General features: G+C 69.5%; 20 protein-coding genes. 3 read left to right on the forward strand and 17 right to left on the reverse strand.

The genetic code is table 11. The features are described from left to right. Positions 1-17: 17 nt before the first annotated feature. The 10 genes from BCL67_RS12170 to coaD all read right to left on the reverse strand — a co-directional run bounded on the left by BCL67_RS12170 (position 18) and on the right by coaD (position 8,504). Complete coding sequence (locus BCL67_RS12170; protein WP_181255996.1) at positions 18-965, reverse strand: glycosyltransferase family 2 protein; 948 nt, start codon at positions 963-965, stop codon at positions 18-20. Beyond that, on the reverse strand, positions 962-2,206 hold the full coding sequence (locus BCL67_RS12175) for a glycosyltransferase family 4 protein (protein WP_258175031.1): 1,245 nt from the start codon (positions 2,204-2,206) through the stop codon (positions 962-964). The genes BCL67_RS12170 and BCL67_RS12175 overlap by 4 nt, the downstream gene beginning before the upstream one ends. Further along, positions 2,203-3,426 (reverse strand): LCP family protein, encoded by a 1,224-nt coding sequence (locus tag BCL67_RS12180; RefSeq protein WP_106123698.1) that lies wholly within the window; start codon positions 3,424-3,426, stop codon positions 2,203-2,205. The genes BCL67_RS12175 and BCL67_RS12180 overlap by 4 nt, the downstream gene beginning before the upstream one ends. Positions 3,427-3,570: 144 nt before the next feature. Next, on the reverse strand, positions 3,571-4,356 hold the full coding sequence (locus tag BCL67_RS12185; protein ID WP_106123699.1) for a phosphotransferase: 786 nt from the start codon (positions 4,354-4,356) through the stop codon (positions 3,571-3,573). Next, positions 4,341-5,342 (reverse strand): bifunctional DNA-formamidopyrimidine glycosylase/DNA-(apurinic or apyrimidinic site) lyase, encoded by a 1,002-nt coding sequence (gene mutM, locus BCL67_RS12190; protein ID WP_106123700.1) that lies wholly within the window; start codon positions 5,340-5,342, stop codon positions 4,341-4,343. Before mutM ends, BCL67_RS12185 begins: the two co-directional genes overlap by 16 nt. Beyond that, positions 5,342-6,091: a ribonuclease III gene (rnc, locus tag BCL67_RS12195; RefSeq protein WP_258175032.1), complete on the reverse strand. Its 750-nt coding sequence runs from the start codon at positions 6,089-6,091 to the stop codon at positions 5,342-5,344. Before rnc ends, mutM begins: the two co-directional genes overlap by 1 nt. 26 nt (positions 6,092-6,117) lie before the next feature. Further along, a complete protein-coding gene (gene rpmF, locus BCL67_RS12200; protein ID WP_058888791.1) occupies positions 6,118-6,321 on the reverse strand; it encodes a 50S ribosomal protein L32 in 204 nt (67 codons plus the stop codon). Between the two features lie 65 nt (positions 6,322-6,386). Beyond that, entirely contained in the window at positions 6,387-6,953 is a 567-nt protein-coding gene (locus BCL67_RS12205) for a YceD family protein (RefSeq protein ID WP_106123702.1), read from the reverse strand. Between the two features lie 75 nt (positions 6,954-7,028). Further along, positions 7,029-7,952: a UTP--glucose-1-phosphate uridylyltransferase GalU gene (gene galU, locus BCL67_RS12210; RefSeq protein WP_106123703.1), complete on the reverse strand. Its 924-nt coding sequence runs from the start codon at positions 7,950-7,952 to the stop codon at positions 7,029-7,031. 75 nt (positions 7,953-8,027) lie between these two features. Next, positions 8,028-8,504, reverse strand: a complete 477-nt coding sequence (gene coaD, locus BCL67_RS12215) for a pantetheine-phosphate adenylyltransferase (protein ID WP_106123704.1) — start codon at positions 8,502-8,504, stop codon at positions 8,028-8,030. A 99-nt stretch (positions 8,505-8,603) separates the two neighbouring features. Between coaD and BCL67_RS12220 the strand changes: the two genes are divergently transcribed. Further along, complete coding sequence (locus BCL67_RS12220) at positions 8,604-10,016, forward strand: aminotransferase class I/II-fold pyridoxal phosphate-dependent enzyme (RefSeq protein ID WP_258175034.1); 1,413 nt, start codon at positions 8,604-8,606, stop codon at positions 10,014-10,016. Continuing rightward, complete coding sequence (locus BCL67_RS12225) at positions 10,016-10,858, forward strand: spermidine synthase (RefSeq protein ID WP_106123706.1); 843 nt, start codon at positions 10,016-10,018, stop codon at positions 10,856-10,858. The genes BCL67_RS12220 and BCL67_RS12225 overlap by 1 nt, the downstream gene beginning before the upstream one ends. Here BCL67_RS12225 and rsmD read toward each other — a convergent pair. Genes rsmD through BCL67_RS12245 form a run of 4 tightly spaced genes read right to left on the reverse strand, consistent with a single transcriptional unit; the run spans position 10,821 to position 15,881 of the window. Further along, on the reverse strand, positions 10,821-11,459 hold the full coding sequence (rsmD, locus tag BCL67_RS12230; protein ID WP_308738002.1) for a 16S rRNA (guanine(966)-N(2))-methyltransferase RsmD: 639 nt from the start codon (positions 11,457-11,459) through the stop codon (positions 10,821-10,823). The two genes, BCL67_RS12225 and rsmD, sit on opposite strands and share 38 nt — an antisense overlap. Further along, positions 11,441-13,651: an ATP-dependent DNA helicase RecG gene (locus BCL67_RS12235; RefSeq protein WP_106123708.1), complete on the reverse strand. Its 2,211-nt coding sequence runs from the start codon at positions 13,649-13,651 to the stop codon at positions 11,441-11,443. Before BCL67_RS12235 ends, rsmD begins: the two co-directional genes overlap by 19 nt. A gap of 7 nt (positions 13,652-13,658) precedes the next feature. After that, positions 13,659-14,816: a DAK2 domain-containing protein gene (locus BCL67_RS12240; protein WP_106123709.1), complete on the reverse strand. Its 1,158-nt coding sequence runs from the start codon at positions 14,814-14,816 to the stop codon at positions 13,659-13,661. Positions 14,817-14,855: 39 nt separating this feature from the next. Next, on the reverse strand, positions 14,856-15,881 hold the full coding sequence (locus tag BCL67_RS12245) for an LCP family protein (protein WP_106123710.1): 1,026 nt from the start codon (positions 15,879-15,881) through the stop codon (positions 14,856-14,858). 52 nt (positions 15,882-15,933) lie between these two features. Here BCL67_RS12245 and BCL67_RS12250 point away from each other — a divergent pair, with 52 nt between their 5' ends. Then, positions 15,934-16,485 carry a DUF3515 domain-containing protein gene (locus tag BCL67_RS12250; RefSeq protein ID WP_258175035.1) on the forward strand — a complete coding sequence of 184 codons (552 nt, stop codon included), beginning with the start codon at positions 15,934-15,936 and terminating at the stop codon, positions 16,483-16,485. 30 nt (positions 16,486-16,515) lie between these two features. Here the strand turns inward: BCL67_RS12250 and BCL67_RS12255 are convergent, their stop codons facing one another. From BCL67_RS12255 to BCL67_RS12265, 3 genes are read right to left on the reverse strand one after another with little or no spacing between them, the layout of a single operon-like run. Continuing rightward, on the reverse strand, positions 16,516-17,664 hold the full coding sequence (locus tag BCL67_RS12255) for a D-alanine--D-alanine ligase family protein (RefSeq protein WP_106123711.1): 1,149 nt from the start codon (positions 17,662-17,664) through the stop codon (positions 16,516-16,518). Positions 17,665-17,667: 3 nt separating this feature from the next. Then, positions 17,668-18,687: an NAD(P)H-dependent glycerol-3-phosphate dehydrogenase gene (locus tag BCL67_RS12260; protein ID WP_106123712.1), complete on the reverse strand. Its 1,020-nt coding sequence runs from the start codon at positions 18,685-18,687 to the stop codon at positions 17,668-17,670. After that, positions 18,684-19,622, reverse strand: a complete 939-nt coding sequence (locus tag BCL67_RS12265; protein WP_258175036.1) for a lysophospholipid acyltransferase family protein — start codon at positions 19,620-19,622, stop codon at positions 18,684-18,686. Before BCL67_RS12265 ends, BCL67_RS12260 begins: the two co-directional genes overlap by 4 nt. Between the last annotated feature and the right edge of the window lie 22 nt (positions 19,623-19,644).

Consider the following 19,644-nt stretch of genomic DNA (forward strand, 5'->3'; position numbering starts at 1 on the left):
CGTATGACCAGCCCGGGTCAGCGGCCGTATTCCTCGTAGCGGCGCCCAGCGGCCGCCTGGAGCATGCCGAGGCCTTCGCGGTGATAGACGCTGTCCACGTACCGCACGGGTGCGCGCGTCACCCGGCGCACGGCGGTGCGCGCGACCCCGTAGCCGAGCCGACCGATGCCTTCGGCGGCGATCCGGATCCGCAGCACCGGGGTAGGCCGGTCCCGCTCGGCGCGCCGGATGAGTTTCGTGGCGCGCACGTGACCGGCGCGGATTCCGCGCTGCCGCATCCAGGCCGGGCTGAGCCGCTCGGCGGGGAGATCTTCTTCCACCTGCGCTTCGGCGCACCACCAGGAGCGGGCCCCGGCGGCCTGCATCCGGCCGAACAGGTCCGAGTCCTCGCCGCCGATGAAGCTGAAGGCCTCGTCGAAGCGATACCCGGCGCTGGTGAACCAGTGCGCACGGACCAGCACGTTGTTCGTCGCCGCGCGCAGCCCCCAGGGGCCGGTGGGGAAGTCGATGCGTCGGATGAAGCCGCTGGCCTGCAGCCACTCCGGCGGATCCTCCCCGAAGTGGGTGATCACCGGACCGGAGACGGTGTCGGCCCCCGAGTCGTTGGCGCAGTCGATCATGGTGCGCAGCCAGTCGGGGGCGGCGCGCTCGTCGTCGTCGAGGAAGAGCACCGCCTCCGCGTCCGAGGGCACGGCCTCCACCGCGGCGTTGCGTGCGGCGGCGATTCCGGGGCGCGGCTGATGGATATAGTGCGCGCCCGGGTATTGGCTGCGGACCTGGGCCTCGGCGTCGCCCTCGGGGCTGTTGTCCACCACGATCAGCCGCGGCAGCTCTCGCTCGCTGAGCGCATCGGACTCCCCCGCCGGCCCCAGCTCCTGGGCGCCCAGCGAGTCAAGCAGCTCGCCCAGCGGGCCGGGGCGGCGGTAGGTGCAGACACAGATGTAGGCGTTGTCGGCGGTGATCACCGCGTGTGCTCCTGCAGCAGCTTGCGCAGCAGCGCGGCGTAGCGACGGCCCAGCCCCGGCAGGTCCGCGTATTCAGCGACCCAGTCCCGTCCGCGACGATCCACCGGAGTGGAGTCAGGGTCGGCGGCAAGCTGGGTGAGCGTGGCGGCGATCTCTTCCGAGTCGCCGGAGAGGAAGCTGACATTGGGTGCATGGCCGAGCACCCAGGCGGCCTCGCCGGTGACCGCGGCGGTGATGTGTTTGCCCAGGCCCAGCAGCTCGAAGGTCTTCGAGGGCACGGTCCAGGCGAAGGAGGCCCAGTCCGTGCGCAGGCTGACCAGTGCGGTGTCGGCCCAGCGGTAGTGCTCCCAGATCTCCTCGCCGTGCACCGGGTCGAAGAACTCCACCGCGCCGCTCTCCAGCGCGCCGGCCTCGGCCGCGATCCGGCGCAGCTGGTCCTTCCTCGTGCCGGAGCCGATGAGCCGCAGCGTGACGTCGAGCCCTGCACCGCTCGAGCTCTCCCCGGGGCGAGGAATCATGGCTACTGCCGTGATGATCCGCTCCAGGGCCTGGCTCTCGCCGTGGTTGCCCAGATACGCGATGCGCAGCTGCCCGGGCGCGCGCGTCCGGTGGTCCAGCTGCGGCACCTGGTCCAGGGCCACACCGTTGCTGATCGTCTCCACCCGGGAGACGCCGCGTTCGCGCAGCCGCTGACCGAAGCCCTCGGTGACGGTGACGACCAGTTCCGCCCGGCGCTGGACGGAGACCACCGCGGACTCCATCAGCATGCCAAGCACACCGGCCTTGACCCCGGCCTCACGAGCCAGCTCGGGCCAGGCGTCGCGCATGTCCACCACCAGCGGGACCCGCCGGCAGCGGCTGACCAGCCAGCCGGCGCAGATGGTGGGCAGCGCCGGGACGGTGGCGATGACCAGATCAGGTTTCGGGGCACCGAGCGCCCGCGGCACCATCAGCACCGCGGAGGCGAGGTCGGAGGCGAAGCGTCCGGCGCGGGAGTTCCGCAGCAGGATGTACGGAGTCCGGTGCAGCCGCTCCCCGGTGGGGCCCTGGGTGGGGCGAATCCGGAACCGGCCCTGCCCGCGGACCTCCTCCGGGGTGTGGTGCAGGTTCACCGCGGGGGTGACGACGTCGACCGCCCAGCCGTCCTGGCGCAGCGAGCCCACCAGACGCTCCCAGCGGCGCTGGGGCGCCGTGCGCTCGGGCCAATAGCTATGGGTGAGCAGCTGTGCCCGGGGGGTCACTGCTGCTCTTCCTCTTCTTCGCGCAGCTCGGTGTACTCGATGAAGCCCTCCATGTTGTCGTTCTTCAGCGATCGCTGGAGCAGCTCCAGCATCTCTTCGTCCTTGAGGATCACCTGCGCGCCGCTGGCCGTGGTGGCCATCTCCCCGGTGGGGATGGTGAACATCTCGATATTGCCCGAGCGGATGTCGCGCATCTCCAGGGCGTAGGCCGCGATGGTGTTCGCGTCCAGGCCGTCGTCCACGCTGAGGTAGGGCACGATTCCGTTGACCACGTCCATGACCCGCTGGGGGTTGGTGAGGGTGTCGGCGGAGAGCAGCTGGTCGACGATCCCGTTGATCACCAGCTGCTGGTTCTGCACCCGGCTGAAGTCTCCGTCCGGGAAGGCCTTGCGCTCCCGGACGAAGCGCAGCGCGTCGGCACCGCCGAGGCGGATGGTGCCCTCGGGGTAGAACGCCGGGTTGTGCTGACCGGCGGAGAAGGGCCGCGGATTGTCCACGTAGACCCCGCCCAACGCGCCGGTGAGGTCGGAGAAGCCTTCGAAGTCGATGATCGCGACGTGGTCGATGTGGGTGTTGAGCAGCTCCTCGATCGTGTCGACGACCAGCGGGTAGCCGCCTGCGCCCAGCGCCGAATTCACCCGGCCCTGGCCCTCGCCGGGGACGTCGACCCAGAGGTCACGCACGATCGACATCACGTAGACGCCGGAGCGGTCGGCGGGGATGTGGACGAACATCATGGTGTCGGAGCGCTCGGCGCCGGCGTCGTCGCCGATCTCCCCGCGATACGCCAGATCGTCTTCGCCGCGGCTGTCAGAGCCGAGCAGCAGCATGTTCACCGTGCCGTCCTCGGTGCGCCCCGCGGTGTCATCGCCCTCGAGCTCAAGGTCCAGGACGTTGCGCTGCTCGTCGAAGGTGGTGCGCAGCTGATTGACGTAGAGCAGTCCTGCGCCGATCGCGACGATCACCAGCACTGCCACGGCGATGAGGCCGTTGCGGATCAGGCGGCGTCGTCGTCGGGGGTCTTTGGGGGCCGGCTCCGAGGCGCCGTCTGATCCGGGGGGCTCTGGTGGGCCGGAAGGAGCCCCTGAACCGGGCTGATCGGGGGACTTCTTGGGACCGATCGGGTGGGTCGACTGTGAGGCTGCCGTCGCGCCTCCGGGGAGCCGGGCGGCTCTGCGCGGGCGGTGCGGCTGTGGCTCGGGTGCCTGCTTATCGGCCACATACCCTCCTTTGCACGTTCGTCGATCCGATTCATGCTAGCCCAACACTCTGAGCTGTTGCGCATCCGTCCTGTTCAGGCTCGTTGTGCCGGGGGTTCGCGAACACCGGCGCCACCGAGGCGCACAGGAGAAGGCCGGTGGCGCCTACGCGTTGTGCCGACGCCGGTGATAGTCGATGCGCCGTGGGTCGGGCTCGATCCCATAGGCCTCCCAGAAGACCGACTCGTCGTAGTCGGTGAAGTTCCATGCCAGGGACATCGACATCACGGCGAGGTCAGACCAACGGTCCGCCACCCCGAGCCGAGCCAGGTCGACGTGGGCGAGAAAGGATCCGTCGGCTGCCAGCAGGGTGTTGGGAGCGCAGGGATCCCCCTGACACAGCACGAGCCGGTCGATGCTCGGGGCGCCGTCGGGATCTGAAGCATCAGCATCCTCCACGCCTCGTGGATGTGTGACGTTCCAGTCGGCGGGCCACTGGTCGAGCGCGACGCTGTGCAGCTGGCGCAGACCGACGCCCAAGGCGCGCAGCGCAACCTCCGGCTCGTGCTTCCATCGGCGTGAGACTGCAGACTCACCGGGCAGCGCGCGCGTGAGCAGCACCTCCTCATGGGCGTTGGTGACCAGCTCGATTGCGGCGGGCGCCGGGTGTCTCCCCGCGATCCAGCACAGCCGCTCAGCGTCAGCGGCGAGTGATTCCCCAGCCGCTGCCGGATTCCATTTCACGTAGTAGTCGATCGGAGATGCCTCACCCGCGCTGGCCACCGAGAAGGTCAGCCCGCCGGCTCCGTTGCGCCACACCGGGCTGAGCTGGGCCCTGCCGAGCCCGAAGGATTCCAGGGCCGCGTCGAGAAAGCCGGGTACCGGGGTGTCCGCAGGTGGTGGCCCCGCGAGGTCGGACGGGATCTCCATGACGGTCAGAGCCGCTGACACGCCGGGCAGAAGTGTGAGCCTCGGTTCATGAAGCTCTCGCGCAGGATCCGGGCGCCACACCGCGGACACGGCTGGTCCTGCTGGCCGTAGACCTTCAGGGCTCTGGAGAAGTAGCCGGAGACGCCGTTGACGTTGACGTAGAGCGCATCGAAGCTGGTCCCGCCGGCGTCCAGCGCGGCGAGCATCACGGTCTTGATCCCGCTGAGCAGCCGGTCTGATTCGGCGCGGGTGATGGTCTCGGTGGGGCGCAGATAGTGCAGCTTCGCGAGCCAGAGCGCTTCATCGGCGTAGATGTTGCCGATTCCGGAGACCATGCCCTGATCCAGCAGCGCGCGTTTCAGGCCGGTCCTGCGGCGGCGCAGGGTGCGGAAGAAGGTCGCCTCATCGAATCCGGGTTCCAGCGGGTCCGGGGCGATGTGCACGGCTGATGCAGGCACGCTGCCGCTGGGGTGGGTGGAGGGGACCAGTTCAGAGATCTGCATGCCGCCGAAGATCCGCTGGTCGATGAAGCGCAGCTGTTTGGGGCCGGGGCCTCCCCCGGCGGCGCCTCCTGCGTCTCGGTCTCCCGGGTGGGCGCCTGCCCCACTCAGCTCGAGCGTGACCTTCAGGTGCTTCTGCGCTGCCGCGGAGGGCTCGTCGATGAGCACCTGCCCGCTCATGCCCAGGTGGATCAGCAGCGACTGCTGGACCGGTCCGGGTCCGGAGTCACCGCGGGCATCACGCCCGGCACCGGGGAGGGTCCCGGGGGCCAGAGTCTGCTCCAGCGGAATCCAGAGGAACTTGCCGCGGCGCTGGGGCTCCAGCAGCGTCTGCTCCTCCAGGGCGGCATGGAAGGAGTCCAGTCGGGCCGGTTCGGCCAGCTGCGAGCCCAGGGCATGACGGCGCAGGCTGCGCGGATCATGGACGGTGACCGACGTGACCGTGCGCCCCGAGGCCCAGCGGCTGATGCCGCGGCGGACCACTTCGACCTCGGGCAGCTCAGGCATCAGCTGGAGGCGGGTGCGGTGTCCCCGTAGCGATCCAGGACCAGAGTCAAGATGTCGCCCTGTTCACCGCGGCCGGCGGTGAGGGTCTCCACGGTGACGCGGGCGGCTTCGCGCTCGGCCTCCTTCTTCGACGGTCCGGAGCCGGAGCCGTACTTGGCGCCCCCGATGGCCAGGGTGGCGTTGAAGGACTTGTGGTGGTCCGGACCGAAGTCGGTGATCAGGTAGCGGATCTCGCCCATGTCCTGGGCGGCCGCGATCTCCTGGATGGTGGTCTTCCAGTCCTTGCCGGCGGTCATCGCGTCCTTGTCGCTGAGCAGCGGGACCACGAGACGCAGCACCAGACGGCGGGCCGTCTCGGTGTCGGTGGAGAGGTAGGCGGCGCCGATGAGCGCCTCCATGGTGTCGGCGAGGATCGAGTCCTTGTCCTGGCCACGGGTCAGCTGTTCGCCGGCGCCGAGGCTGATGTGGGGGCCCACGCCGAGGCTGCGGGCCACGCGCGCCAGGGCGCGGGTGCTCACCAGCGCGGCGCGGAGCTTGGCGAGATCGCCCTCGGCCAGATCCGGGAAGGTCCGGAACAGGTAGTCGGTCACTGCCAGACCGAGGATCGAGTCCCCGAGGAACTCCAGCCGCTCATTGGTGGGCAGGTTGGAGTTCTCATACGCGTAGGACCGGTGTGTCAGGGCAAGGCGAAGAGTCCCGGGGGCAATATGCACCCCGAGACTCTTCACAAGCTCTTCGTGATCACTCACGTGCGATGTCGTCATGTTTCGACGACTCAGGCGTCAGCGACCTTGCGACCCTTGTACTCATAGAACAGCGGGGAGCCGGCGGAGTCAGTGACCAGCTTGGCCTGGTGAGGCTGGCTGTAGACGACGCGACCGTTCTCCACGGTCTTCACCAGCTTCGGCACAGAAGCCTTCCACTGCGAGCGGCGGTGACGGGTGTTGGATCGGGACATCTTCCGCTTTGGAACAGCCACGGTGTCTCTTTTCTCTCTAGATGATGGACAGGGTCTTGGTCAATGAAGTTCTAGATGTTCAAGTTCTAGGTGCTGGAGCCGGACTCGGCGTCCGGATCCGGCAGTCCCGCGGCCACGTCTTTCAACGCTGCCCAACGGGGATCGAGCTGCTCGTGGTAATGCTCGAGATCGTCCTCCATGCGGAATCCGCAGACGGAGCACAGTCCCGGGCAGTCCTCGCGGCAGACCGGCTGGAACGGCAGTGCTGAGACCATCAGGTCCCGCAGCACCGGCTCCAAGTCGATGGTGAGGTCATTGCCCATCGGGCGGGTGTCCTCATCCTCTTCGTCTGCCGGGTCGGTCCGCGCCTTCTGGGGCCAGCTGAACAGCTGCATGATGTCCACGGTGAGCGGGTACTTCAGCTCATCGAGGCAACGTCCGCACTGTCCAGTGACCTCGCCAACGGCGGTGCCTGTCATCAGCACACCTTCGTGCACCGATTCCAGACGCAGATCAACCTGCAGCTCACTGCCCTGCGGGATCCCGATGAGGACCGTTGAAAAGTCCTCCGGGGCCGGGGCAGTCTTGTGAATCTCGTGCTGGGTTCCGGGCTTTCCCCGAAGCTCCTGCACATCTACGCGTAGAGCAGTCATTGCTGAACCACTCCTTAATGATCTAGACCGACGTGCCACTCTACCAGTCAGGGCGGCCGCGGGGCGAACCCCCGATCACATCTGGCTGACGAACTCTTTCAGCCACTCGCGCAGGTCCGGGCCGAGGTCTTCGCGGTCCGCGGCCAGGGTCACCGTGGCCTTGATGTAACTGAGCTTGTCCCCGGTGTCATAGCGGCGTCCGCGGAAGATCACCGCGTGGACTCCGCCGCCGTCTTCGACCGGCTTCGACGCCATGGCCTGCAGCGCATCGGTCAGCTGGATCTCGTCGCCGCGGCCGGGCTGGGTCTGCTCCAGCTCGGCGAAGATCGCCGGGTGCAGCACGTAGCGACCGATGATCGCCAGGTTCGAGGGGGCCTCCTCCACGGGGGGCTTCTCCACCAGCGCGTGGACCGGGACGACGTCGACGGCCTCGCCGTTCTCGCCCGCGACCTTGTCCTGGCCGTTGGCATCGATGACGCCGTAGGCGCTGATGTTCTCCTTGGGCACCTCCATCACGGCGATGACCGAGCCGCCGAGGCGCTCCTGGGTCTCGAGCATGGTGGAGAGCAGCTCGTCGCGCTCGTCGATGAGGTCATCACCGAGCAGCACCGCAAAGGGCTCGTTGCCGACGTGGCGCTTGGCGCAGAGCACCGCGTGACCGAGGCCCTTGGCCTCACCCTGGCGGATGTAGTGCAGGTCGCCGAGCTCGGTGGCCTTGCGCACGGCGGCGAGCTTCTTGGTGTCACCCTTGGCCTCAAGGGTGGCCTCCAGGTCGGGGACCCGGTCGAAGTGGTTCTCCAGCGCGCGCTTGTTGCGGCCGGTGATCATCAGGATGTCCTCGAGGCCGGCGTTCGCGGCCTCGGCGACGACGTACTGGATCGCCGGCTCGTCCACGACGGGGAGCATCTCCTTGGGCATGGCCTTGGTGGCCGGGAGGAATCGTGTTCCCAGGCCCGCGGCGGGGATCACAGCTTTGCGAATAGACGTTGTTGAACTCATTTGCCCACCTTATCGTTTCCTGTACGCCAGATCGGAATATTCTATGAAGTTTTTGGTACCAGGGCGACAGTCGGTTCAGCGGCGTCGGTCCTGAAGCCTGCGCTGGACCGCGCGCGGGATGAACTCCGCGACGTCCCCGCCGAGGGTGTGGACTTCCTTCACCAGGGTGGAGGACAGATGGGTGTAGCGGCCGTCCGCGGCCAGGAACACCGTCTCCAGCCCGGAGAGGTGACGGTTCATCGTGGCCATCGGGGACTCGTATCCGAGGTCCTTGGGGTCGCGCAGGCCCTTGACCAGGGCGTTGGCGCCGACCTCCTTGCAGAAATCGGTCAGCAGCCCGCTGCCCAGCGGCTTGACGCTCACTCCGCGCACATACGAGAAGGTCTCCTGCGCCATCGCGATGCGCTCCTCGACGGAGAACATCGGGTTCTTGTGCATATTGGGCGAGACGGCGACGATCACCTCGTCGAAGAGGTTCGAGGCGCGGGCGATGATCTCCACATGACCGTTGTGCAGGGGGTCAAATGATCCGGGGCACACTGCTAGCTGCATGATCTGACACTACTTCAGGTGGTCAAGGACGTGCCCGAAGGCGCGCAGGCGATACGGCCGAATCCGGTGTCCCCGCGGGGGCTGTCTACGATGGAGTCCATGTCCTCTCACTCCACCCCCAGCCCCGATCCGCTTGCCCTCGAGACGCCCTGGGCCCGGTCCGCGGCCGGGGCGAACACTCTGGGCTTCCACGCGGCGACCGGCGCAGCGCCTGGCACACCGCAGGTCATGCCCACCATCTACGAGCGCACGACGGCGGCGGCCATCGCCCACGGGGCGATCAACCTGGGCCAGGGATTCCCCGACACCGAGGGCCCGGACTGGCTGCTGGAGCTGGCGGCGCGGGCGATCACGGAGCCCGAGACCGGACCGCGGAACCAGTACGCCCCGGGGATGGGCCTCATGGAGCTGCGCGAGGCGATCAGCGCCGCCCAGGCGCGGCGCCAGCAGGTCACCCTGGATCCTGCCACGCAGGTCATGGTGACCACCGGGGCCACCGAGGGGATCTCTGCGGCGATCCTGGCCTTCGCCCGTCCCGGCAGCGAAGTGCTCACCTTCGAGCCGCACTATGACTCCTACGGCGCCTGCGTGGCGCTGGCCGGCGCGAGGCTGGTCGGTGTGCCGCTGCGCGGCCCGGAGTTCCGCCCCGACCTGGACGCCTTCGAGGCCGCGATCACCGAGCGCACCTCGATGATCCTGCTGAACACACCGCACAACCCCACCGGCACGGTCTTCAGCACCGAGGAGCTGACCCGGATCGTGGAGCTGGCGCGTGCCCATGATCTGCGCATCATGTGCGACGAGGTCTACGAGCACCTGATGCTCTCCGACGCGCGGCTGCCGCACCGCAGCATCCTGAGCATCCCAGGCGCCGAGGAGGTGGCGGTCGCGGTGGGATCCGCCGGGAAGTCCTTCTCGGTCACCGGGTGGAAGATCGGCTGGGTCACCGGCGGCGCCGAGCTGGTCAGCCAGATCCGCGGGGTCAAGCAGTTCCTGAGCTTCTCCTCCGGCCCGGCCTTCCAGTGGGCGATCGCCCACGCGCTCGAGGACGACCGCGGGTTCTTCGCACAGAACACCGCAGAGCTGGAAGCCGGCCGTGACCTGCTCCGTGACGGATTGCAGGAACTGGGACTGGCGCCCAACCGCGCCGAGGCCGGCTACTTCGTGCTGGGCAACGTCTCAGGGATCACCTCGCTCTCCGCCGCCGAGTTCTGCCGGATCCTGGTCGAGGAGGTCGGGGTCGCGGCGATCCCAGTCTCCGCGCTGACCATCCAGCACCTGGCCACGCCCAGCGATGAGCTGGAACACCTGGTCCGGTTCGCCTTCTGCAAGGACCACGCCACGATTCGTGAGGGGCTGCGCCGGATGCGCGAGCACCTGCCCGCCGCGCTGGCCGCATACCCGCCGGCCGTGGGGCCTGGAGTGTCAGGACATGAAGCTTCAGGGCCTGGTGCTGCCGGGCCTGCGGGTGTCGGCGAGGCCGTGCCCTCCGCTGGAACCGGAAGCCTGTGATGCCGAGCCGCGACGCCCTGGGGCTGCCGCGCAGCCAGCGGCTCTCCTTCTCCGGGCAGCTCGCCGAGCTCACGAAGGACGACCTCACCGAGGACGGAGTGGTGCTGAGCATCGGCGGGGCCGAGCAGTCCCATGTCGAGGTCGGCGATCCCGACTACCTGCTCCACGACTACCTGTTCCGGATGGGCTCGGTGCTGCAGACCTGCGCCCGCGAGCGCCTGGACCCTGCCGCGGCCGGCTCCCCGCGGGTGCTGCACCTCGGCGCCGGGGCGCTGACCCTGCCGCGCTGGATCGAGCACCACTGGCCCGCGGTGGAGCAGACCGTGGTGGACATCGAGCCCGAACTGGTGGAGTTCGTGCTGGAACACCTGCCGATGCGCACCAGCCCGCGCAACCTCGTGGCCGATGCCGCCGCGGTCATCGGCACCGGCGGAGCCCTGGCGGAGGTGAGCTTCGACGTCGTCGTGGTGGACCTGTTCAACAGTGCGGCCGCGCCGGAGCACCTGCGCAGCCCCGCGTTCCACCGAGCGGTCTTCGAGCGGGTCCTCCCGGGTGGACTGCTGCTGGTGAACCTCGGCGACGAGCCCCCGATGGACTTCGTCCGCGCCCAGGTGGTCTCGCTGCTCACCGCCGCCGGCCCCACTGCCACCGAGGCGGCACGATCTGCGCTGCTCAGCGCGCCCAACGACGTGCTCGAGGCGCGGGCCGAGGGGAACCTGACCTATGCCGCGCGCCGCGGGCCTGCGCTGGAGCAGACCGAGCTCAACGCGATCTGGGGCGCGGGTCCGCACCCCGGGGACGTGCTCAGTGCGGAAGAGCTGCGCCAGTGGGCTCGACCATGAAGATCTGGGTGCTGCCGTAGGACTTCTCGCTGAAGATCTCCAGGCCCTCGGGCAGGGAGGGGGTCCCGCTGCCGGCGTCGCGCTCGATCACCACGGTCGCCGCCTCATGCAGCTGCTCCCGGGCGGCGCCCAGGACCTTGAGGAGCTCGGCGTCGCCGAGGCTGTAGGGCGGATCCAGGAAGAGCAGCTCGATGGGCGGGCCGCTGCGCGAGCCGAGGTACTTCAGCGCGTCGGCCTTGTGCACCGTGACCTGCTTGCGCAGGGCGGGCTCCGCCTCCGCGCCGAAGAACTCGGCGTTGCGGCGCAGCGTGCGCACCGCCGCCTCGGCCTTGTCCACGGCCTCCAGGCTGCGGGCCCCGCGGCTGAGCGACTCGAAGCCCAGTGCCCCGGAGCCGGCATAGAGGTCGACGACGACGGCGTCGATCAGTGCGTCATAGCCCTCGAGCCGGGAGAACAGCGACTCCTTGACCCGGTCGCTGGTGGGTCGGGTGGCGTCGGTCGGGACGGCCACGAGGCGGCGTCCCTTGTGCGTGCCGGCGATGATCCGTGCCATCTCACACTCCTGTCTCGAGGCCCTGAGGGTCAGCCGCGCTGGATGAATTCGTCCGCGCCCTCATGGAGGTCGCGGTACTCCCCCACCGCAGCGCGGAGTCCAGGGTAGCGCTCCCAGCTGGGATCAGCTGCGCTGAGCGCGGTGAGCAGCTCGGAGGCGCGGACGATGATCTTCTCATCTCTGATGGTGCGCAGCAGCTTCAGCGTGGACGCCCGGCCGGCCTGCGCGGCACCGAGCACGTTGCCCTCTCGCCGGCGCTGAAGATCCAGCCGGGCCAGGGTCATCCCGTCGGTGTGCTCGGCGACCTGCTCCAGCCGCTCCAGCGAGGGGTGCCCGTCGGGCAGCCGGGTCACCAGCAGGGCGAGCCCATGGGCGCCGCCGCGGCCGATCCGGCCGCGCAGCTGGTGCAGGGTGGAGACTCCGAAGGCGTCGGCGTCGAGCACCGCCATCACTGTGGCGTTGTGCACGTCCACGCCCACCTCGATCACGGTGGTGCAGATCAGCACGTCGATCTCGCCGCGCTCGAAGGCGGTCATCACCGCTTCCTTCGACGCCGCGTCCATCCGGCCGTGCACCTCGGCACGCCGGGTCTTCCCCAGCAGCGGGTGCTCCGCCAGGCGCTGGGAGATCAGCTCCACCGAGGCGTCCTGGTCGGTCTGCACCCCGGTCTCCGGGTCATCGCGCGCGTCGGCCTCGCTGATCTTGGGGCACACCACATAGACCTGGTGCCCGGCGGCGACCTCCTCGGCGATCCGCTCCCAGACCCGGCGGATGAACCGCGGACCCTGCACGGTGCGCACCACGTGGGTGACGATCGGCTGGCGTCCCCGCGGCAGGCCCTCCAGGGTGGTCAGCTCCAGGTCGCCGAAGACCGTCATCGCCACCGAGCGTGGGATCGGGGTCGCGGACATGACCAGCATGTGCGGGGTGAGCTCGTAGCGGGTGCGCAGCGCGTCCCGCTGCTCCACGCCGAAGCGGTGCTGCTCATCGACCACGGCGAGTCCGAGGTCGACGAAGTGCACCTGCTCGCCGAGCACCGCGTGCGTGCCCACCACCAGTTCGGCGGTGCCGGAGGCGATGTCGAGCAGCGCCCGGCGGCGCTCGGCGGTGTTCAGCGATCCGGTGAGCAGGGTCAGCCCGATCTCATCGGCGAGGCCGCCGAGCATCCGGCGCAGCGAGCGCTCGTGCTGCGCGGCGAGCACCTCGGTGGGGGCGATCAGGGCGGCCTGTCCGCCGCTCTCGAGGACCTGCAGGATCGCGCGCAGCGCGACGAGGGTCTTGCCCGAGCCCACCTCGCCCTGCAGCAGCCGGTTCATCGGCTGCTCGCTGTCCAGCTCGGCGGCGATGAGCTCCCCGCACTGGACCTGCCCCTCGGTGAGGGTGAACGGCAGCGCGGCGTCGAACCGGGCCAGCAGGCCGTCCTCGCGCCGGGGCCGGGAGAGGGCCCGCCGGTGCTGCTCCTGGGCGCGACGCAGATGCAGCAGCCCCTGGAGCAGGAACGCCTCGTGGTAGCGCATCCTGCGCAGGCCGCGGTCCGGGTCCTGAATGGTCTCGGGCCGGTGGATCAGCCGGTAGGCCTCCGCGAGGTCGGGAAGCTCCTCGGCGGCACGGACGCTCTCGGGCAGCGGTTCGGGCCAGGCGCTGAAGTCGGTGAGGTCCAGCAGGATCTCGATGCAGTCCAGGATCCGGAAGCTGCTGATCCCGGAGGTCGCCGGGTACAGCGGGACCGGGGTCTTGCCCCGGCTCAGCGCGCGCGGCAGTTCGGCTGCGCCGAGCGGGTCGGCCTCCGGGTCCACCTGGTCGGTGATGGTCCCGGGGTCCGCGTCGACCAGCACGGTGAAGTCGGGGTTGTTCAGGGTGGGCCGGTCGCGGTAGCTGCCGACCTTGCCGTGGAAGATCGCTCGGACGCCCTGGGTGAGCTGGCGGTTCACGGTCCAGCCGTTGAAGAACGCCATCTTCAGCGAGTTGCCCTCGTCGTCGGCGACCCAGACCTCGGCCAGCGAGCCCCGCCGGTTCGCCATCTTGCGCACCGAGACCCCGGTGACCTCAGCGATCAGGCTGACGTGCTCCCCGGCCTCGGGGAGGTCGCGGAAGGAGGAGAGCTGGCCGAATTCGATCCAGCGGCGCGGGTAGTGCTGCAGCAGCTCGGCCGCGGTGGTGATCCCGAGGCCCTGCTTCAGCGTCTTGGCCGACTCCGCGCCGATGACGCGGCTCAGCTCGGTGGAGGGCAGCACATCCACGCGTGAATCACTCCTGCTCTCTGGGCGACTGGTTCTTGGGTGGTGTCTCGTGCTGGCCCTCGTTGGAGGACCCCTCGGCCTCTGCCTGGGCGGGAGGATTCCGGTGCAGCGCGGTGGCGGCGTAGGACTCCACCGGTCCCGCGGCGTGCACGGTCTCGGAGGTGCGCGGCTCCTCCAGGGTGTGGACGTGGATCCGCCAGCGGTAGGTGCCGTCCTGGTCGGCGGCGGAGTCGATCGGGGTCACGATCACCGAGTCGCCGAGGTCATCGAGCGCGTGGCGCAGCGAGGCCGCCCCGAGCGGGTCCAGCCGGACGGTGCACATGACCTCGACGCCGCTGACGTCAGCGTCGTCGGAGCTCATCGCCTCTGACTCCAGGTCTCCGGGGGAACCGGTTCCGGCTGCTGCGTCCTCGGGGCCCGAACCCTCGGGGACGGCGGCCCGCGCCGCCGCCGCTGAGCTGCCGGATCCGTCGACGTCGGGGCGCTGCTGCCAGCCCGGCAGGCTCTGCAGCGGCGCGAAGTCCATGGCGACCCCGGTGATGGTCGCGTGCAGCGCGATGAGCACCACCAGCAGTCCGGCTCCCCCGGAGTCCACCACGTTCGCGCGCTGCAGCGCGGGCAGCTGCTCCCGGGTGTCCTGGACGGCGAGGAAGGCGCGCGAGACCACGAAGGGCATGGCCGATTCCAGGGCGGCCCGGCTCTCGGGTTCCTGCGCCTGGTTCGCCCGGTGGCGGACCTCGGCGTGGACCGCGTCGAGGACCGAGAGCATGGTGCCGGCGACCGGGTCGGTCAGCGCCGACCAGGAACGGACCTGGGCGCGTTCCAGCGCCCGGGCGAACCCGGAGATGGTGAGCCGCTCCTGCCCGTGCAGCGGTTCAGCGAGCCCGGAGATCAGCACCGCGAGCAGCGTGCCGGAGTTCCCGTAGGCCTCTGACATGGCCCGCGATCCGGCGGCGGCGAAGAGCTCACCGAGGTCCTGGGTGGAGGAGCTCTCCACGCTCGCCCGGCAGGCTCGGATCGTGGCCAGCATGTTCTCCCCGGTGTCCGAGTCAGGGATCGGGAAGACGTTGAGCCGGTTGAGGTTCTCGACGTTCTGCTCCAGTGCGGCCTCGGCCAGCATGAACCAGCGGTGCACGGCGGCGGCGCCCTTGACCTTGCCCCTCATGAGAACTCCCCCACCGATTCGGCGGCGTCCGGCCCGGGCTCAGAGCGAGTTCGCATACTCGTCCAGGGTGCTCTCGGCCAGGGCCTCGGTGATGTCATCCATGGCCTGCTCATCCGGGTAGAAGATCCACTGGCCGTCCTCGGAGTAGCCGCTGCCTCCGGTGGGGACGGTGAGCATGTCGACGCTCTCGGAGGTGTCGCGCAGGTTCCAGCGCAGCGCGGCCGCGGCACCGGCGTCGAGGGTCTCGTCGACGGTCAGGTGCGGAGAGAAGGTCTCGACCATCTCCTGGACCTTGGCGGGGTTGCGCAGGTTGCTCGGGGTCAGCGTCTCGTAGAGCACGGCGCGGAGGAAGGCCTGCTGGTTGCGCACCCGCTGGAGGTCCCCGTCGGGGAAGCTCGCGCGGTGCCGGACGAAGGACAGCGCCTCCTCGGAGGTCATCTCCTGCCAGCCCGGATGGAAGGTGAAGCCCTGCTCGGTGGTGAAGGAGTGGTCGTAGCCGGAGTTCACGGTCACTCCGCCGAGCGCGTCGACCACGCCGATGAATCCGAGCATGTCCACCGCGGCCACATGATCGACCCGCACCTGGAAGAGGGATTCGATGGTGCTCACGGTCAGCGGGATCCCGCCCAGGCTCAGTGCGGCGTTAATCTTGTGCGAACCGTGTCCCGGGACCTCGACCCAGAGGTCCCGCGGGATCGACATGACCTGCATGCTCTCCCGGTCGCTGGGGACATGGATCAGCATCATCGAGTCGGACCGTCCGCCCTGGGGCACCCGGGGCAGGTCCTCGGTGGTGCCGGATCCGCCGTTGTCGTCGGAGCCCAGCAGCAGGATGTTGATCGATTCGTCGTGCTCGGCCTTGACCGGCCGGACCTGCTCCTCCGGAAAGCTCTCCACGAAGACCTGGGCATTGGACTCGTAGGTGTTGCTCAAAGTGTTCAGATATCGCACCGACGCGACCACGAGTCCCAGCACGACGACGGCGACCGCGGTCACGACGATCCAGGCGGCGCGACGCCCACGCCGTGCGGGCCGGGGCCTCACGTGGTCGACCTCATACGTCATCTGGTGCTCCTGGAATGGGCATGCGCTTGGAACTTCATACAGAATATGTCATGTGTCTATAAACCCCGCTGATCACCGTGCTCCCGCTCGTGGCGTCGCCACCGCCCTGCTGGGACTCGTGCTGCTCAGCGGCTGCGCCTCCACGGCGACGGTGGAGGCGGCCCCCGACGCCGCGAACCCCGACTGCGCCGATGTGATGCTCACCGTGCCTGACGTGCTGGGCGACCACGAGCTGCGCCCCACCACCTCCCAGGGCACCGCGGTCTGGGGTGAGCCCAGCCAGGTGGTCATGCGCTGCGGGGTGGTCCCGCCGGGTCCGAGCCCCGAGCACTGTGTGGGCGCCGACGGCGTGGACTGGCTCGCGCTGGAGGAGGACGAACAGACCTGGCGGCTGGTCACCTACGGTCGGGATCCGGCCGTGGAGGTGCTGCTGAACCTCGACGGGGTCGCCTCCTCCACCGCAATGCTCGGCCTGGCCCCCGCCGTGCAGCGGGTGGAGCAGACCCGGGCATGCACCACCACAGATCAGGAGATCGAGCAGACCGAGGACGCCCAGGAGGTCCAGGAGGGCGAGGTCACCGAGGGCGGCGTCCCCGAAGACTGAGGGGCCGGCCCCGACTCCGGGGCAGCCGCCTCAGCGCAGGCCGGCAGGACGCTGCAGCGCCAGCGAGATCAGTTCCGTGATCAGCTCGGTGTAGTCGATGCCGGTGGCCTTCCACATCTGCGGGTACATGCTGATCGGGGTGAACCCGGGCATGGTGTTGACCTCGTTGATGATCACGTCCCCGGTGGTGGTGTAGAAGAAGTCCGCCCTTGAGATGCCCTCGGCGTCGAGCGCCTCGAAGGCGACCACCGCCTGGCGGCGGATCTCGTCGCTTACCTCCTCCGGCAGCTCGGCAGGGCAGGAGAGGTCCGCGGCGGCGGCGTCGGTGTACTTGGCGTTGAAGTCGTAGAACTGGTGCGCCTGGGAGCCGTCGTGGACCACGATCTCGCCCAGCAGCGAGGCCCGGGCGGAGGCGCCGCCGTGTGAGCCGAGCACCCCGCACTCGATCTCCCGGCCATCGATGCCCTGCTCCACGATCACCTTGGGGTCGTGCTTGCGCGCCTCGGCGATCGCGTCCTCGAGCTGGACGGGGTCCTCGACCCGGGTGATGCCCATCGAGGAACCGGCCCGCGAGGGCTTCACGAACACCGGGAGCTGCAGCTCGCGGATCCGTTCCAGCGCGGCGGCGGGATCCTGGGTCCACTGCCGGTCGGTGATGGTGACCCATGGCCCGACGTTGAGCCCGGCGGCGGCGAAGGCGATCTTCATGAAGTGCTTGTCCATGGCCATCGCGGAGCTCAGCACGCCTGCGCCGACATAGGGCAGTCCGGCGAGCTCGAGCAGGCCCTGGAGGGTGCCGTCCTCGCCGAAGGGGCCGTGGAGCAGCGGGAACACCACATCGACATGGCCCAGCGCGGTGGAGCTGCCGTCGGCGTGGACCTCGAGGAGGTCCGCGCGGCGCTCGGATGATCCGGCGGCCCCGGAGTGGAGCTGCACCGTGGATTCGGTGGGCAGCACCCGGGGAAGCTCGGTCCCGCCGAAGCCGTGGCTGCGCGGGTCGGTGACCGGGCGGGTCCACTGGCCGGTGGAGGTGATGCCGATCGCGACGACGTCGTAGGCGTCGGTGTCGATGGCGCCCAGCACACCGGCGGCGGTCACGCAGCTCACCGAGTGTTCGGAGGACTGGCCGCCGTAGAGGACGAGGACACGGGGCTTCAGCGGGGGGTCAATCTCTGCCATGGGTCAGCTTCCTTCGGCTTTGAGGTCTCGGGCCAGCAGCAGCGAGGCCAGGCGGTCCACCGGCAGCTTGCCGTCCAGGACGGCCACCACGGCTTCACAGATGGGCATCTCGATGTCGTGCTGGCGGGCCAGCTCCACCACGGCGGAGCCGGACTTCATGCCCTCCGCGGTCTGGGAGAGCTTCGCCGTGGCCTCCTCGGCGGAGAGTCCCTCACCGAGGAGCCGGCCGGCGCTGCGGTTGCGCGAGAGCGGGGAGGCGCAGGTCGCGACGAGGTCGCCGAGTCCGGCGAGTCCGGAGAAGGTCTCCAGCCTGCCGCCGAGCACGGTGGCCAGCCGAGTGGTCTCGGCGAGCCCGCGGGTGATCACCGAGGCCTTGGAGTTGTCACCCAACTGCTGGCCGTCGCAGATGCCCACGGCCAGGGCGATCACATTCTTGACGATCCCGGCGATCTCGACTCCGGTCACATCGGTGTTGGTATAGGGCCGGAAGTACTGGTTGTTGCACAGCGCGGCGACCCGCTCGGCGGTTGCCTCATCGGCGCAGGCGACCACCGAGGCGGTGGGCTGCTCGCGGGCGATCTCCATGGCCAGGTTGGGCCCGGAGACCACCACGATGCGTTCCGCGGCGATGTCCAGCTCCGCGGCGATGACCTCGGACATGCGCAGATCGGTGCGGCGCTCCAGGCCCTTGATCAGCGAGACCAGGACGGCGGAGGCCTGCATGTTCTCGCGGACCACTTCCAGGTGCGAGCGCAGCGACTGGGCCGGAACGGCGAGCACGATGACCTCTGCGTCCCGCACGGCCTCGGCGAGGTCGCTGGTGGCGGTGATCGACTCCGGGAGCCGGATCTCGCCCAGGTAGGTGGTGTTGGTGTGGGACTCGGTGATCTCGGCGGCCACCTCCGGGCGGCGGGCCCAGAGCACGATCGCAGAGTCATGGCCTGAGAGCACGGCCGCGTCAGCCATCACCTTGGCGAAGGTGGTGCCCCAGCTGCCGGCTCCGAGTACGGCGATCTTGGTCATGACTGACCCTCCTGTGCGTCGTCGGGCCTGATGGTCGGGGGCTGCGGGGTCTCCGCGGTCGGGCTGGCGGCGCGCGGGGCTCGGCGCGGCTGCCGGCGCGGCACGCGCTGACGCAGGCTGCGGTCCCAGATCAGCTCCGGGGCCGCTTCTCCGCGCAGCTCCGCGACGCCCTCGGTGAGCGCGGCTTCGATGCGTTCGGTGGCTTCGGTGAGCACCGTCCGGGTCATCGGGCCGGAGCGCAGGTCGGAGAGGTCGATCGGCTCCCCCACTGTGAGCTGGTAGCGCTTGCGCGGGAAGAACTTGGGCAGCTTCGCGTAGGTGCCGAAGAGCTCCTGGACCCCCCAGTGCGTGATCGGGATCAGCGGGGCTCCGGTGCTCAGCGCGAGCCGGGCCGCACCGGTCTTCGCGCGCATCGGCCAGCCCTCGGGGTCCCGGGTGAGCGTCCCCTCGGGGTAGATCAGGACCGCGCCGTCGGCGGCGATCACGTCCTTGGCCGCCTCCAGCGAGCGGCCGGCATCGCTGCGGCTGTCCCGGGAGACCGGGATCTGCTTGAGACCGGTGAACACCTTGCCCAGCACCGGGATCCGGACCAGCGAGTCCTTGATCAGGAAGTGGAAGGTGTGGCCGCTGCGATAGACCGCGTGCGCGACGATCAGCGGGTCGATCTCGCTGACATGGTTCGCCACCACGATGAACCCGCCCTCGGGCAGGGTCTCCAGGCCCTTCCAGCGGCGTCCCAGGGCCAGGTTCAGCACCGGGATGCAGACCGCGGCCGCGCCCGAGAACACCAACCGGGTGCCGCGCCCCACGGTGTAGTCGATCGCGTCGACACCCGCGAGGGGGCGCCTGGAGGAGGGGCGGCTCGAGCCAGACCTGCGGCGGCTCGAGCGGCCTCGGCCCTCGACGGGTGCTGGGTCGCTGCTGGAATCGGTCACAGAGACAAACCCTACCGGCCCG

This window comes from Nesterenkonia sandarakina (assembly GCF_003003175.1).
Lineage (GTDB): Bacteria > Actinomycetota > Actinomycetes > Actinomycetales > Micrococcaceae > Nesterenkonia > Nesterenkonia sandarakina_A.